15 protein-coding genes and 4 pseudogenes are annotated in these 14,627 nt (G+C 68.4%); 9 read left to right on the forward strand and 10 right to left on the reverse strand.

From position 1 onward, the window contains the following. Positions 1-110: 110 nt before the first annotated feature. The 5 genes and pseudogenes from LIU39_RS00080 to LIU39_RS35135 form a co-directional block, all read right to left on the reverse strand. Positions 111-726: pseudogene (locus tag LIU39_RS00080) on the reverse strand (IS5 family transposase); the annotation flags it as partial. A 51-nt stretch (positions 727-777) separates the two neighbouring features. After that, positions 778-1,062: pseudogene (locus tag LIU39_RS00085) on the reverse strand (helix-turn-helix domain-containing protein); the annotation flags it as partial. Positions 1,063-1,285: 223 nt separating this feature from the next. After that, positions 1,286-2,473, reverse strand: coding sequence for an SDR family oxidoreductase (locus tag LIU39_RS00090; RefSeq protein ID WP_227043186.1), 1,188 nt, complete (start codon positions 2,471-2,473; stop codon positions 1,286-1,288). Further along, positions 2,470-3,012 carry an RNA polymerase sigma factor gene (locus tag LIU39_RS00095; RefSeq protein WP_227043188.1) on the reverse strand — a complete coding sequence of 181 codons (543 nt, stop codon included), beginning with the start codon at positions 3,010-3,012 and terminating at the stop codon, positions 2,470-2,472. The genes LIU39_RS00090 and LIU39_RS00095 overlap by 4 nt, the downstream gene beginning before the upstream one ends. Before the next feature lie 131 nt (positions 3,013-3,143). Further along, complete coding sequence (locus tag LIU39_RS35135; protein WP_227043190.1) at positions 3,144-4,178, reverse strand: helix-turn-helix transcriptional regulator; 1,035 nt, start codon at positions 4,176-4,178, stop codon at positions 3,144-3,146. 107 nt (positions 4,179-4,285) lie between these two features. Here LIU39_RS35135 and LIU39_RS00105 point away from each other — a divergent pair, with 107 nt between their 5' ends. Beyond that, complete coding sequence (locus LIU39_RS00105; RefSeq protein WP_227043191.1) at positions 4,286-4,690, forward strand: hypothetical protein; 405 nt, start codon at positions 4,286-4,288, stop codon at positions 4,688-4,690. 132 nt (positions 4,691-4,822) lie between these two features. Next, positions 4,823-5,524 (forward strand): TMEM175 family protein, encoded by a 702-nt coding sequence (locus LIU39_RS00110; protein ID WP_227043192.1) that lies wholly within the window; start codon positions 4,823-4,825, stop codon positions 5,522-5,524. 82 nt (positions 5,525-5,606) lie between these two features. On the opposite strand, the pseudogene LIU39_RS00115 reads toward LIU39_RS00110, so the two are convergent. After that, positions 5,607-6,353, reverse strand: a pseudogene (locus LIU39_RS00115) (MMPL family transporter); the annotation flags it as partial. A 384-nt stretch (positions 6,354-6,737) separates the two neighbouring features. Here LIU39_RS00115 and LIU39_RS00125 point away from each other — a divergent pair. After that, positions 6,738-7,466 carry a DJ-1/PfpI family protein gene (locus tag LIU39_RS00125; RefSeq protein WP_119986409.1) on the forward strand — a complete coding sequence of 243 codons (729 nt, stop codon included), beginning with the start codon at positions 6,738-6,740 and terminating at the stop codon, positions 7,464-7,466. A 159-nt stretch (positions 7,467-7,625) separates the two neighbouring features. Here LIU39_RS00125 and LIU39_RS00130 read toward each other — a convergent pair. Further along, positions 7,626-7,913, reverse strand: a pseudogene (locus LIU39_RS00130) (IS5/IS1182 family transposase); the annotation flags it as partial. A gap of 14 nt (positions 7,914-7,927) precedes the next feature. Here LIU39_RS00130 and LIU39_RS00135 point away from each other — a divergent pair. Together LIU39_RS00135 and LIU39_RS00140 are read left to right on the forward strand one after the other, a co-directional pair. Then, positions 7,928-8,389, forward strand: coding sequence for a hypothetical protein (locus LIU39_RS00135; protein WP_372463751.1), 462 nt, complete (start codon positions 7,928-7,930; stop codon positions 8,387-8,389). Between the two features lie 125 nt (positions 8,390-8,514). Next, positions 8,515-9,087 (forward strand): helix-turn-helix domain-containing protein, encoded by a 573-nt coding sequence (locus LIU39_RS00140; RefSeq protein ID WP_227043194.1) that lies wholly within the window; start codon positions 8,515-8,517, stop codon positions 9,085-9,087. A gap of 18 nt (positions 9,088-9,105) precedes the next feature. On the opposite strand, the gene LIU39_RS35425 is transcribed toward LIU39_RS00140, so the two are convergent. Then, positions 9,106-9,654 carry a hypothetical protein gene (locus LIU39_RS35425; RefSeq protein ID WP_372463752.1) on the reverse strand — a complete coding sequence of 183 codons (549 nt, stop codon included), beginning with the start codon at positions 9,652-9,654 and terminating at the stop codon, positions 9,106-9,108. Beyond that, the gene (locus tag LIU39_RS35430; RefSeq protein ID WP_372463753.1) at positions 9,554-10,039 is read right to left on the reverse strand and encodes an FAD-dependent oxidoreductase; all 486 of its coding nucleotides are present in this window, start codon (positions 10,037-10,039) and stop codon (positions 9,554-9,556) included. Before LIU39_RS35430 ends, LIU39_RS35425 begins: the two co-directional genes overlap by 101 nt. Before the next feature lie 304 nt (positions 10,040-10,343). Between LIU39_RS35430 and LIU39_RS00150 the strand changes: the two genes are divergently transcribed. From LIU39_RS00150 to LIU39_RS00165, 4 genes are all read left to right on the forward strand, one after another. Continuing rightward, positions 10,344-11,033 (forward strand): rhodanese-like domain-containing protein, encoded by a 690-nt coding sequence (locus tag LIU39_RS00150; RefSeq protein WP_227043195.1) that lies wholly within the window; start codon positions 10,344-10,346, stop codon positions 11,031-11,033. 251 nt (positions 11,034-11,284) lie between these two features. Beyond that, positions 11,285-12,649 (forward strand): MBL fold metallo-hydrolase, encoded by a 1,365-nt coding sequence (locus tag LIU39_RS00155; protein WP_227043196.1) that lies wholly within the window; start codon positions 11,285-11,287, stop codon positions 12,647-12,649. 144 nt (positions 12,650-12,793) lie between these two features. Then, positions 12,794-13,543 carry a sulfite exporter TauE/SafE family protein gene (locus tag LIU39_RS00160; RefSeq protein WP_227043197.1) on the forward strand — a complete coding sequence of 250 codons (750 nt, stop codon included), beginning with the start codon at positions 12,794-12,796 and terminating at the stop codon, positions 13,541-13,543. A 459-nt stretch (positions 13,544-14,002) separates the two neighbouring features. Then, positions 14,003-14,380, forward strand: coding sequence for a hypothetical protein (locus tag LIU39_RS00165; protein WP_227043199.1), 378 nt, complete (start codon positions 14,003-14,005; stop codon positions 14,378-14,380). 41 nt (positions 14,381-14,421) lie between these two features. Here the strand turns inward: LIU39_RS00165 and LIU39_RS00170 are convergent, their stop codons facing one another. Continuing rightward, a complete protein-coding gene (locus LIU39_RS00170; protein WP_227043202.1) occupies positions 14,422-14,607 on the reverse strand; it encodes a DUF6381 family protein in 186 nt (61 codons plus the stop codon). Between the last annotated feature and the right edge of the window lie 20 nt (positions 14,608-14,627).

The raw sequence follows: 14,627 nt of genomic DNA on the forward strand, positions 1-14,627 counted from the left end.
CGAAGCTTCTGATCTGCGGCTCTCTGAAACCGAATCGGTGGTGCCAGAGGAATCACAGCGAGATGTTCCGGGGAGCGAGAACCGCTCCGCCCGCCGCCTTAGACCGTGTCCTATGTGGTGAGGCGGACGAGTCGCTTGTCGCAGCAGATGGCTGCGGCGGGACCGAGGAAGGCCAGGTAGTTGCGGGGATTGCGCTCATAGCGGGGGCTGAGCCTGCGGTAGCCGGTCAGCCATGACATCGTCCGCTCGATCACCCATCTGCGACGGCCCAGCCGTTCGCTGGACTCGATACCTTTGCGGGCGATCCGGACTCCGATGCGCTTGCCGCGTAACCATTTCCGCAGGTCGGACCGGTCATAGGCTTTGTCCGAATGCAGGCGCTGGGGCTTGAAGCAGCGGCCGCGGTCGGGGTCGTGTCTCGTTTGGTGACCCACCACCATGGGCTTCAGTCCTTCGCTGTCGTGGGTGTTGCCGGCCGAGACGCCGACGAGGAGGGGCAGTCCGTTCGCATCCGACAGGACGTGCATCTTGGAACCCGGCTTGCCTCGGTCCACGGGGCTCGGACTGTGTGTTCGCCCCTTTTTTCGCCCTGACGTGAGCGGTGTCGAGGACGACGCGGGTGACGTCGATGAGGCCGGCGTCATCCAGCCTGTGCAGGGCCGCTTCGTGCAGGCGGCCCCACACACAGGCTCTGGACCAGATCAGAAAGCGCCGGTGCGCGGCGGAGATCGTGGGGGCGATGTGGCGGGCGACGACTTCGCGGGCCAGTTCCGGGGCCGACCAGCGTGCCAGCGGTGTGCCGCTCTCGGGGGGCAGTTGGCAGGCCAGGGCCTTGACCTGGGCGGTCTGCAGTGGCGTGAAGCGGGGCGGGCGCCCGGAGCGCTTGCGGTCGGACAGGGCGGGCAGCCGGTGTGCGGCGAAGCGGCCGCGCCAGGTGCGCACGGTGTCCCGGTGCAGCCCCATCTCGCGGGCGATACGGGCGTTGGAACGGCCCCGGGCGGCGAGCAGGACGACCTGGGCGCGCTGGCGGATCCGGTGCTCGGTCTTGTGGCCGTAGGCCATCTTCTTCAGCCGCTCGCGCTCGTAGGCGGTCAGGGCTATCGGGCAGGCAGGGGCAACGGGCAAGGCGGCGGGCCGATCACGAGAAGTGGATCACGGCAGGCCGCATCCTGTGCGGTCCGGTGCCTGGCGGCCGGCCGGCTTGCCGCACGGCCCGTCGGCTCGCCAGGGCCGCAGCCTGAGCATCGGACCCGGTGGACCTTCCAGGACAGGGCCAGCTCACTCGTCAGGCGCGGGCGTGAACACCGATGCCCCCGGAGACGACGAGGTTGTCACCGGTGATGTAGCCAGCTGCGTCCGAGGCGAGGAAGGCCACGGCTTCGGCGATGTCTGCGGGAGCACCGGCGCGGCCGAGCGGGGTGTCCCGAGCCCAGGTGTCGATCATTTCCTGGGAGACGTCCATCTTGCTGTAGGCAGGGGTGTTGATCAGCCCTGGGCTGACGGCGTTGACGCGGATGCGGCGGGGGGCGAGTTCGAGCGCGAGGGACCGCATGAGGGGCAGCAGAGCACCCTTGGCGGCTGTCATGGCGGGGCCGATCCCTTCGCCGGCGCCCACGGTGAACACGACCGAGGCGCCCTCGTTGAGGAGCGGGAGCGCCTTTTGCAGGGTGAAGAAGTTGCCTTTGACGGTGACGTCGAACAGGGCGTCGAAGTCGGCTTCGTCGGTTGACTCGATCGGGCCGGGCCGGAAGATGCCCGCGTTGAGGAAGAGCAGGTCGAGGGAGCCGAATTGCCGGCGCGCCTGCTCCATGGCGTGGTCGATGTCCGGCAGGGAGCGTGCGTCGGCCCGGACGACCGTGTGGGTGGCGCGCTGCGTGAAGCGGCGTTGCAGTTCCGGGGGGATGACCCGGTCGTCGGTGCAGCGGACGTAGGTGCTGGGCCGTGAGCGCCAGGCCGCGGTCACGGCCGCCTGGTGGCCGGCTGCCATGACCTGGGGGACCAACTCGGTGACGTGACGCAATTGCCGGTCCGTATCGAGCCGGCCGTGGAACAGCTCGCCGGCCCGGGTCGGGTCGATCGTGGTGGTGCCGGTGATGTCACCGATCATGCACGCGCCCAGGTCGCTCGGCGGTGCCTGGGCGAGCAGCCCGAAGCTGGTCTCGCCGACATCGGGCATCATCGCGGCCAAGTACACGAGATGTGCCACCTTCCGCGGTGGGAGACCGCTGATGACGGCGCCGCCGTAGGAGTGGCCGCAGGCGATGACGGGACCGGACTCGGCGATGTCGTCCAGCGCGGCTTGGGCGGCGGCAATGTCCCCCGCCAGTGAGCCTCGGTGCAGCTCGGCGACGGCCACGGGAACGCCCTGTGCACGCAGCCCGGCGGCGACGCCGTCCCACGCTCTGCCGCTGTGCCAGGCACCGTGCACGAGGAGCACGCCCCGGGGCCCGGTCGGGGAGGTGTTCGCGCTCACTCCGGCTCACCCAGCCCCTCACGCACGGCGCGGCGGGCGCGGTGCAGCCGGGACTTCATCGCCGGTGTACTCAGCCTGAGCGCCGAGGCGACGGTCTTCCCCGGCAGTCCCTGGATGTCCCGCATGATCAGGACGCGGCGCTGATCGTCCGGCAGGGATGCGATCAAGTCGACCAGCCGCTCGATCTGTAGCCGGCCCAGAACGTCGTCCTCGGCCGAGGACACGGTCGGGTCGACGGCCGTGTCCGGGCGATGCGCGAGGCTCCGCGTGCGCCGCAAGCACTCGTTGCGGACGATCCGGAACATCCATGAGGCGAGCGCGGCGGTGGCCCTCAGGGTTCCGATCCTGCGGAACAGGACGATCATCGCCTCCTGCGCCGCGTCTTCGGCGTCCTGGCTGCTGGCACACAGCGAGAACGCAAACCGCCGGACATGTGGGTACACGCCGGAGATCAGCACTCCGATCGACGACTCGTCGCCGCGCTGTGCGGCGCTGACGAGTTGGTCACCCGGCCATGAGCTCCCGGTGAACTGGGCCACGGTCCTCCCACCTTCCTCGACTCTTCGGCCGCATGGCCGCTCAACCCCTTACGTTCAATAAGAGCCGGTGGCCGGGGCAAAGGATTCAGACGAGTTGGATCGCGGCAAGCGGAACCGTGGAAACGGTTCGCTCACAGGTCCAGGATGGTCGCTACGAGTTCGCGGCGGCTGCGGACACCGGCCTTCGCGAAGACGCTCTTCAGGTGGTCCTGCACGGTGGCTGTGGTGATATGCAGTTCCATGGCGATGGCCCGCGAAGGCAGGCCGGCGACGACCCGCTCCAGGATGTCCCGCTCGCGCGGCGTGAGCCCGTACGCGAGCAGCAGCACCTCGGCCACGTCGGCGGCCGGCGCCGGGTGCACCGTCACGGCGACGGGCGCCGGGTACGGGCCACCGCTCATCGGCGAGGCGTGGACCGAGAGCCACCGGCCCGACCGGCCACGGATCCGCCCGTAGGCCGGCAGCGCCGCGCCTCTTCCCCGCGCGGCGACCTCCAGGACCGCGATGGGCAGCTCCCACCCGGACGAGGCCAGCTCGTCCCGCCAGAGTTTCGCGGCCGGATTCTCCGAGAGCAGCCGCAAGTCCTGATCGAGCAGGAGCACACCCGCCTCGGCCGGGCCGGGAGCGGCGTCGGCGGGTGCCCGGTGGACGGCCCGGCGCAGGGCCGCACCCACCGGGGCGGACAGCCGCCGCAGAACGTCGACGTCGACCGGAGTGAAGTCGGGACGCCCACCGCCGCCGAACAGGGCGATGGCGCCCCAGCACCGGCGGTCCACCACGAAGCTCGCCCGCAGCTCGTGCCGCGCGTCGATCATCGGGAGCACGGCCCGGTAGCGGTGGCTGGACTCCGGGTCACCGCCGGTGGCCGCACCGAGCGTGCCTGCGGTCACCTCGGAGCGGGCGAGCGCCGCGAACTTCAGTACGTCGTCCACCAGGTACTCGTTGTGCGCGGCGGCTGCGGCGGCGGCCGGCGTGAGTCCGGCACTCACGTCGTCGGTGATCAGCAACGTTGCGGGGTCAATCGTGCCGAAACAGTAGGAGTCGGCCGGGACGAGCCGCGTCAGCCGCTCGGCGATCCGGCGTCGCAGCTCCCGGGAGCCGAGGTCGAGACGGCAGATCGCCTCGATGTCACGCACGGTCTCGCGCTGGGCAACCGGGGAACTCACCGGCCGAACGGTACCCCAGAAGTGTGGGAGGGCCGTATGGCTGCTCCGGTGCCTACCCTCAGTCCGGAAAAGGCAAATGCACAGGCAAATGCACAGGAGGTCACGGCATGTCCCCGTCCATGCTCACTGTCGGACTCGATCCCGCGCTGGTGGACGACTCGGCCTCGTCGCGGGCGGCGTTCCCCGAGATCGACGCCGAAGCGGTCCGGGCCGGCGTGGCCGCCGGGCGGGCCCGGCTCAAGGAACTCGGCTTCACTGTCGACGTCTGCCTGCTCGACTACGGCCGCACGGCCGAGGCGGTCTACCGCGCCGCGCTGTCCAGGAAGGACTACGACATCGTGGTGATCGGCGCCGGCATCCGGCTGGACCCGGCGCTGACCCCGCTCTTCGAGGTCCTGGTCGGCATCACTCACGAACTGGCGCCCGGTGCGAAGCTCTGTTTCAACGTGAGCCCGTCGACAACCGTCGAGGCCGTCCAGCGGTGGTGGCCCGAACGCAGGCCACTAGTCTAGGACTTGGTCCGGACTCATCCATCAATGCTGGTCAACGGCTTGAGCGTGGAGAGTGTGCTGGAACGTCCACGACCAGCAGCGTCCGGCAGCGGCGGCAGGCGCGCCGGGGCGGCAAGAGAGAGGTGCAAACGTATGGGTGCCAGTGGTGTCATCGGCGAGACAGGGACGGAAGGGTCCGACCAGGCAGAGCTGTCAGTTCCCGCGGCGGACAGGGCCGAGGGGGGCGTCCCGGGGGAGCGCCTGGTGCTCTTCACCGACGCGGTCACCGCGATCTCCATCACCCTGCTGATCCTGCCGCTGGTGGACCTCGTCCCAGAAGCCGCGTCCGCCCACGAGGGCGCCAGCGAGGTGATCACCGGTCACCTCGACCAGATCTGGAGCTTCCTGCTCAGCTTCGCGGTCATCGCGAACATCTGGCGGGAACACCACCGGACCTTCTCATCGGTCACGGAGTTCACCCGCTCCCTGATGATATGGAACATGGGGTGGCTGCTCTCCGTCGTCGTACTTCCTCTGCCGACCGAGATGCTCGGCACCTTCGGCCGCGACCGATTCGTGGCGGCGTTCTACTACTCGACCCTCCTGGCCGGCATGGTCTGCCGGTTCGCGATGCTGAGGATCCTGAAGGCCACCCCGGCACTTTTCGAGGAAGACGGCCCGGCGGTCCGCCGGAGGGCCGAGGACTTGTACACCGAGAGCTGGCTCAACATCCTCGCCCTGGTCATCGCCTTCGCCATCGCGCTCGCCGTACCCGTCCTGCAGTACTACAGCCTGCTGCTGCTCGCCGTCCTGCCGAGGCTGGCGCGTTCCCGACGGCAACGCACCGCCCGCTGACCACGGGAACCGCCGCCGCCCGGACACCAGCCTGAGCTCTGGGGACAGCCGCTCCGCAGCTCGACATGATCGCTGCTATGGCTCAAGACATCCTGCGTGGGGAGAGGCACGAGGACGCGCCGACCGCGACGGGCAGGGTCGGGCCGTGACCGTCCGTGCCGTCTTTCTGCCGATCCGCCGTGAGCCGTTCGCCCTCGATGTCGAGGTCGGGCAGCAGCCGGTCCAGCCACTTCGGAAGCCACCAGCCCGCTCGGCCGACGAGCGCGAGGACGGCGGGGACAAGCGTCATCCGGACGAGGAAGGCGTCGATGCAGACCCCCACGGCGAGGGCGAAGGCGATCGGCTTCAGCATCGTGCTGCCGCCGGGGATGAAGCTCGCGAACACCGCGAACATGATGAGGGCGGCGGCGGTGACCACGCGGGAGACATGGCGCGAACCGGCCAGGACGGCTTCCGGCGGCGCGGCGCCGTGGACGAGCGCCTCGCGGATGCGGCTGACCATGAATACCTCGTAGTCCATGGCGAGTCCGAACAGCACTGCCATCGCCAGGATGGGCAGGATGCTGACCACCGGACCGGTCTCGGCGACGCCGAGCGCGCTCGCGAGCCAGTCTCACTGGAACACGGCCACGACCGCGCCGAAGGTGGCGGCCACCGACAGCAGGAAGCCCAGACTGGCCTTCAACGGGACGATCACCGAGCGGAAAACCAGGAGCAACGGCAGCAGCGACAGGCCGACGACAACGAGCGCGAAGGGGATCAGAGAGCTCGCCAACCCGTCGGAGACGTCGATGTTCACAGCGGTCGTACCGGTCACCGAGACCTCGGCCCGTGTCTGCTTCTGCCAGGTCGGCTCACCCTTACACAGGACGTACACGATCCCGCGCAGGGCGGTCCGGTCGTCCACCGGCAACCGGCCCGGATACCGCTCACGCCGCGGCGGACGAGCCGGCAGCAGCGGAGCCACACATTCCCACAGGTCATCAGGCACAAGATCATCCGACACCCGAGAAAGTCTGCCGCCACCCCACCACGCAGCCAGCAAGATCAAGAAAGCATGTTAATGATCTGCACGCCCTTAAGTACCGCCCCCTGCGGAAACACGTCCTCGTACCGGAACTCTGCGACCGTCCTGAACGACCACTACGGAGGGGGCGGTCCACCAAGCGGGCCCGATACCAACGCCTCGGCGCACACACAGGAAGGCGCATCCATGCACCGCAGAGAATTCATCCGCCACACGTCAGCAGCCGCGGGCGTCATATCCGCAGGGGCACTGGCTACCACCGCCCTGGACGATGGCGCAGCAGTCGCCTCGACGCGGCGCACAGACGCGCTGCGCGTCCACATCGTGATTTTCGACGGTGTTGAGGAGATGGACTGCATCGGCCCGTACGAGGTCTTCTCCGCCGCAGCCATGCACAGTCCGAACGGCATCGAGGTCCGGTATGTCACGACGGGACAGCCTGGGCTGGTCCGTTGCGGATACGGCACGGGCATAGAGGTGAAGTATCGGTGGTCGCCGGAAGCGGCGGACGTGGTCATCGTGCCCGGCGGCGGCTACGCCCACCGTGAAGGTCCCGGCGTATGGGCCGAAATCGATGGCGCCACTCTCCCTCGTGCCCTCGCTGCCGCTCCCCGTGAAGGGCTGACGATCAGTTCGCTGTGTACGGGAGCGGTGATTCTGTCTGCGGCCGGCCTGACGAAGGGGCGCCCGTGCACAACACACCACGGCGCGAAAAACTATCTGAGGGAACAGGGCGGTCTCGTCAAGGACGCTCGCGTGGTCGATGACGGGGATCTTGTGACGGCCGGGGGTATCACCTCGGGTCTCGACCTGGGCTTGTGGCTGGTCAACCGCGAACTCGGGCCGGATGTGGCGACGGGCGTGGAGACGATGCTGGAGTACGAGGCGCGCGGAACCGTCTGGCGGAAGAACTGACCGAGGGCGGTCCCGCCGGGGACAGATGAAAGGACTCGGTCGAGGAAGGGTAGCGGACACCGAAGCAGGTTGGCCGCTGGCGGGACCGTCAGAGGTGATAGACGCGATCGTCGCAGCAGAAGTTGCCGACCACGCGCAACCTTGGGCGTCGTTCCACTTGGTGAGTCGGCGGTAGTTGATCAGGCTGGCGCCTACGGCGGTGAAGGTGAGGAAGTGCTCGGGTTTGCGCGCGTAGCGTCGGTGCGGGCGACGGCAGCCGGAAGGCCAGGACGTGGTGCGCTCGACCACCCGGCGGTGGCCGGCCAGCGGCTGGGAGGACTCGGTCTCGCGGCGGGCGATGCGGAGTGTGATGCCAGGTGCTCGTAGCCATCGACGCTGGGTCGTAGTCGTAGCCCTTGTCGCCGTGCAGCATCTCGGACGCCGTCGGCGCGGTCGGATTCGGTCTCGTTATCGGTGGCACGATGCTCGCACCCGTTGCCCTTCTCGCCGCGCAGACCTACGTCATGAAGAAGGCCGCGCAGTTGCCCGAGAGGATGCCGGGTTGGACCTTGTACGTCGGCCGGAACTACATCGTGACCACCGACGCCACCGGGCGTAGAGAGTTCACCTGGGACCGGCTCGCGAAGGTCACCGTCGGTGAGATCCCGCATCGGGGGGCCGTATCAGTTCACCGCGCTCTTCGTGGAGTCCGCGCAGAAATCCGTCCCGCCGAATACGCGCCGGCGGGATGGCCCCACCCGAAGCTGCTCCCTCCCGCGACCACCCAGGTCGTGAGGACATTTCCGGTCTGCGTTCTGGGACCGATGACGCATGCGCAGCGGACCGAACTGTCCGAAGCCCTCGCCCGATACGGCGGATCGCGCTGGAGCACCCCGGAACATGCTGCCGAAGAGAGCAGCAGACCTGATCGTGACGCTGCCTGAGTTGGCCGCAGTCACACAAGGGCCCGTTCCGCACTGACAAAACCCTGCGCCTCGCTGACATCTTGCTCAGTTGCTGCTCGAACTCGAATTGGAAGGGGCCATGCCGGTTCGGGCAGTATCAGGGTGTGAACAGCGCGAAGAAGGACGTTCTGGATGCGGTCGGGCCCCGTCTGCGGGAGCTGCGTCGCCGGCGGGGGATCACGCTGGCTGAGCTTGGCCAGCGGACCGGAATCAGCGAGAGCACGCTGTCTCGTCTGGAGGGCGGCAGTCGCAAGCCGACTTTGGAGCTGCTGCTGCCACTCGCTGAGGTGTACGCGGTGCCCCTCGACCATCTCGTGGGCGCGCCCCGTACGGGAGACCCGCGCATTCACCTGCGCCCGGTGACCCGGGGAGGCATGACGTTGGTGCCGCTGAGCGATCCTGGCGGCGCCCAAGCTTATAAGCTTCTCATTTCACCCACGTCCCAGAGCGAGCCGGAGCTGCAGACTCACGACGGTTTTGAGTGGCTCTATGTGCTCGCCGGACGGCTTAGGCTGCTGCTGGGCGAGCAGAGCCTGAGCCTCAAGCCGGGCGAGGCCGCGGAGTTCGACACGCACGTGCCGCACTGGATTGGCGCCGACGGCGACCAGGCCGTTGAACTTCTCATCCTGCTTGGACGCCAGGGAGAACGGGCCCACCTCCGGGTCCGCGCCACCTGACCCGGTCGCGGTAAGGGCTCAGTTCCCGCCGGGGAGGGAGCCCAGTCCGTGCGCACGGCTGCCCTGCACCCGCCGCGACACCTCGGCCTCCAGCGCCCCGCTGAACACTTCACCGTCCTTCGCCGCACGGGCGGCGGCTTCCGCGTCTGCCTTCAGCAGGTCCATGTGGATCGCGGCGGCCGCGGTGGTGCCGGCTGCTGCCGCGGCGGGAACCCCGGCCAGTACATCGCTGACGTTCCCCGCGGCCCACACGCCCTGCACTCCGGTGAACCCGGAGGCGTCCACCTGGAGCTGCTCCCCCAGGCCCATCGGGTGTTCCTGCATCGTCACGCCCAGCTCGCGCAGGAAACCCGCGCGCGCGAGGAACCGGGGGGCAACCACCAGTTGCTGGACCGCCACCACCTTTCCCGACGCCAGCCGCACGCCCACCATCTGGTCCTGGCTGTCGACCTCGAGCCCGGTGGCCTCACCGTCGACCACGCCGACACCGAGAGCAGCCAGCTGCTCCCACTGTTCGTCGGTCAGTTCCGTTGCGGTGTGCAGGAACAGCGTGACGTCCTTGGACATCTGACGGAACAACAGTGCCTGGTGAAAGTTGCCGAGCACTCCGATGACCTTGTCCCGGACTTCCCAGCCGTGGCAGTACACGCAGTGCAGCACGTCCCGCCCCCACCGTTCGGCCAGCCCTGGCACGTCCGGCAGCACATCGACCAAACCAAGCGACCTCCTCGCGCCCGAGCCGCAGTAGCTCCAGAGGAGAGATGCTCTCGCGGCCGAGCACACCATGGGCGCCAGCAGCCGGAGCATTGCGGGGCTCACCCTTGTCGATCACCAGAACCGACCGGCGCACCCGGGCCAGATTCAAAGCCCCGGAAAGGCCGGCGGTCCCACCCCCGACCACCACGACGTCCCAGGCCTGTTCACCATCTCGTATCAACTCGAACTCGCTCATGCCATCAGCGTCCGACGGCGCCACGGATGCCGCATCGGTTCATGCTGTCCTGGCAAGACGCGCTGGCTCTCGCCGCCGGGGATGGCTCGCCGATCGGCCGACGGCCCCGGACCGCGCCGAGCATCTTGCCAGTCCAGCAAGAGGATTCGTCGCCTGCGGATACGTGTGTGCAAGCTGCGTCCAGATGGTTTCGGCCCCAACTGAAAGCCGGTATCTCCAGGACTCGGTCGTGTTCCCGCATTCGTTGGGAATTCCTCCAGATCGAGCGGCATGCCGGTAGTTGAAATACTTGAGGACGCAGCAGATGGAAAATCGCCACGTCGTGATCATTCCGATCGAGATCGATGAGGAGAAGGAAGCCTCTTATCTCGCCGTATGGCAAGATGCTGCGGAGGTGATGGCGGCGCAGCCCGGTTTCATTCGGACTTACATGTTCCGCACGATCGTTCCGGGGAGCAAATTCTCTCTCGTCAACGTGGCGGAATGGGAGTCCACCCGTCACTGGGAAGAGGCAATGAATGTCTGCCCGATGATGGGACAGCAGACAGCCGTCGTCCATGCCTCGAACTACGAGGCGATCCGGACGGTCCTGCCCACGCAGAGCCTGAGTTCCGGCGACGGTCGCATGCCCGCTGACCTGTCTCCTGTTGAGGCGCGTCGCCGCGCCGAGGACGGGCAACTCACACTGGTCGATGTCCGTGGAGACGATGAATGGGCAGCGCGCCACCCGGCCGGCGCCGTCCACGCCGCGCTCAGCACATTGCCAGCGTCGCTGTCGGATCTGCCTGACGGCCCACTGGCCTTCGTCTGCCGCACAGGCAACCGCAGCGCGCAGGGCGGCGTGCAGGCGATCCGCGCGGGCCGGTCTTCCGTCTACAGCGTGGCGGGCGGCCTTGAGGCGTGGGAAGCAGCGGGGCTGCCGGTCGTCCTTCCCGGGAGCGAAAGCGCCGAGAACAACGGCGATCGCGTCGCAGATGCGGTGCGCGAGGGCTGACGAAAGCGAAACCGGCAGATAACCGTCGCATACGTCCGCCGGCATGAGGCCGGCCGGATACGCCGTCCGCCCGCAGTCTTCGGGAAATTCGCTACCGCCATTCCAGACGGTGATCGTTTGCGCAATGTCCCAGGAAATGAGAACCGCGGATATCGCGAGCGGTTCGGAGTGGCGCAACGGTTCCGGAGCTTCGGCGGCGGCTTCCCGAAACGGAATTAACCGGGTACACCAGCCCGGAGAGGATTCACGCCATGTTTTTTGTCGACACCCTGGAGTTCGAGGGGCTGGGCAACCGTAGCTATCTGGCAGGGGGTCGGCGAGCTGCGGTCGTGGTCGATCCGCCGCGGGACGTCGATCAGGTGATCGCCACCGCCGCGCGGCGAGGGGTGCGCATCGCCTACGTGGCGGAGACGCACTTGCACAACGACTACGTCACCGGCGGGCTGGAACTGGCCCGCCTCACCGGCGCCCGCTACCTCGTCCCGGTCGGGGCCCGAGTCTCCTTCCCTCGCACTCTTGTCGCGGACGGGGACGTGTCCGAGGTGGACGAGTACCTGGTGCTGCGCGCGATAGCCACCCCGGGCCACACCCCGCACCACACCTCGTACGTCCTGGAGGAGGAGGGAAGCCCGGTGGCTGCTTTCACGGGCGGCTCGCTGCTGATCGGTTCCGTGGGACGACCGGACCTGGTGGACCCGCGGCTGACCGAGCAATTGGCCCGCGCCCAGCACGCTTCCGTCCACCGGTTGGCGGCGACACTCGACGACGAGGTGCCGGTGCTGCCCACGCACGGTTTCGGCAGCTTCTGCTCCTCCTCCCAAGCCGAGGGCGATGCGAGCACGATCGGCCAGGAACGCGCCGGCAACGACGCATTCACCCTGGATGTCGACGACTTCGTGAAGCGGGTCCTGGCCGGGCTGGAGAACGTGCCCGCCTACTACACGCACATGGGCCCGGCCAACGCCGCCGGACCCGGGCCCGTCGACCTGGCCCCGCCCGAGCCCGCCGACGCCGCACAGATCGCCGAACGGCTGGCGGCGGGTGAGTGGGTGGTGGACCTGCGCAGCCGGGTCGCCTTCGCCGACGGCCATGTGGCCGGATCGTTCAACTTCGAGGGCACAGGCAAGCTGGCCATCTATCTGGCCTGGCTGATCCCGTGGGGCAAGCCGGTCACCCTGCTCGGCGACACCCCGGGGCAGATTGCCGAGGCGCAGCGGGAGCTGACCCGGGTCGGTATCGACCGCCCGGCCGCCGCCGCCACCGGTGATCCAGCCGCCTGGGTCCGTCAGGGCGAACGGCTCGCCTTTTTCCCCCGCGCCGGCTTCGCCGACCTCGCCGCTGCACACAAGCGCGGCGAGGACGTGGTGGTGCTGGATGTGCGCCGGGATTCCGAACGTGCGAACGGCTTCATCGAGGGCTCCGTGCACATTCCGCTCCACGAACTGCACGGCCGGGTCGGCGACGTGCCGGACGGCACGGTGTGGGTGCACTGCGCCGGCGGGATGCGCGCGGCGATCGCCGCTTCTCTCCTGGACGCGGCCGGACGACAGGTCGTCGCCATCGATGACAGCTTCGAAGCGGCCGCCGACGCGGGCCTGAGCCTCACCCGGTCATGAATCCCTTGCTCCACCTGCACAGAAGGCACGTGATTTGTTCCTCTACCGCCAGGCTCTTGGCTGCCTCGGCCCCGTACAGGCCCCCCGGGTCACCGGTACCGCAATGCCGTCGGCCGGCGACAGCAGACACAGTGGGCGAATAGCGTGACCGCCCTGATCCTGGCCCTGATTGCAGGAGCCGTTGTCGGCCTGATGCTCGGCGCCCTCGGCGGCGGCGGCAGCGTCCTGGCGGTGCCCGCCCTGATCTACCTGCTCGGCTTCACCCCCGCCTCAGCCACCACCGCCAGCCTGATCATCGTCACCGCCACGTCTCTGACCGCCCTGTACGCGCACGCCCGGGCCGGGCGGGTGCGGTGGAAGGCCGGAGCGGCATTCGCAGCCGCCGGGATTCTTCCGGCGGCTGTCGCTGGGGCAGCCTCCGCCCACCTGCCTCAAGCCGTCCTCACCCTCGCCTTCGCCGCCATAGCCGCCCTCTCCGCCATCAAAATGCTCCGGCCCGCTTACACCGCCCGCCCCAAAGACGGCGGTGTACGGCCGGGCAAGGCAGCCGGGGCCGGTGCCGCACTCGGCACGCTGACCGGACTGCTCGGTGTGGGCGGCGGCTTTCTCGCCGTCCCCGCCCTGGTCACCGTCCTGGCCTTCGAGATGGATGCCGCAGTCGGCACCAGCCTGCTGATCATCACGGCCAACTCACTGGCCTCCCTGGCCACTCGCTCCGGCACCGCTGCCTCGGTCGACTGGGCGCTGATCGGCCCGTTCGTCGGAACCGCGATCCTGGGCGCCTGGGACGGAAAGCGCATAGCCGTGAAGGTCTCCGCGCCCCACTTGCAGCGCATCTTCGCCGTGGTCCTGCTGGCCGTGGCCGCCTTCATGCTCGCCGACGCCGTGACGTGACAGCAGCCCAGACCGGCGACAACTTGTCCAGGCGGGCCCGCATCCGCCCGGTATCCCCGGCCGCCAATCCGCCCACCTCTCCGGTTGGCCTGGTTTGCCGAGGTATCGCCCGCGCTCTGTACCGTCATGCCGGGCCGCGCGATGGCCAGCCGGATTACAGCCAGGCGATCGAGAGGGAGATCGAGTACGCGGCCATAGCGATGGGTGTGCACCTGCAGCGGCACACCCATCCAGAAGATCTCCCGGACCAGCAGCCAGCTGCCTGACACCGGGCAGTGTTCGTTCCGTCTTTTCGATGGCACTGTCACAGCTGACGCGCTGGCGAACCCGCCTCCACCGCCGGCGACGTGGGTCGGCATGGCTCCAGCTCCGCTCGACGAACAGGTGCCAGGTTGAGCGCGCTGCACCTCTGAGGAAAGAGATCCACGTGTCCGCTGCGTTCCGTATCAAGTGCTGCCGGTGCCGCAAGAACATCCCCTTGCTCAGGACGTCTACGAACTGGACGCGGAGTGGCAACGACGTTTCCCCAGGATGGTGGGAACCCTCGCCTGCTCGCGGTGCGCCGAGAAGACACACTGGCGCTGCACCCACCCCGACGGCTCCTACAGCGACGATATCCCCGCCGCCGGAGCCCGTTGCTTCGACGCCTGGAGCCATATCTCATCTTCCGGCAGCCACCAGGCGATGGTACTGCGGTTGCCCCGCTCCGGGCTGCTCCAGGGAGCCGAGCCATACGTGCGCACCGTGGCGGCCCGCAAGTGCGCCCTGGCCGCCACGGTGCGCGAGGCCCTGCAGAAATGGGATGACAAGCGCCGACCCGCCACCGCTGGTCGGTGACCGTTGGCCTTCACCGAGAACGGGCGGCACCCTTTTCGCGGTTACTGCTCGGGGCCGGCCTTCTTGGCGCTCTCCTGCTGGTCCTGAAGCCGTTGGGCTTTGTCTTTCAGCCGTTGCCGGAGTTCCGGATCCGTAGCGCGTTCGGCAGCCTCAGCCAGATCCCGTGCCTTCTGCTCCACCTGCCTCTGCCGGGCGCGGTCACGTTCGTCCTTGAGGCCCGTGATCATTCCCGGTGAGTTGGGAAGAC

The sequence above is a fragment of the Streptomyces pinistramenti genome, assembly GCF_020564935.1.
In the GTDB taxonomy this organism is placed as follows: domain Bacteria; phylum Actinomycetota; class Actinomycetes; order Streptomycetales; family Streptomycetaceae; genus Streptomyces; species Streptomyces pinistramenti.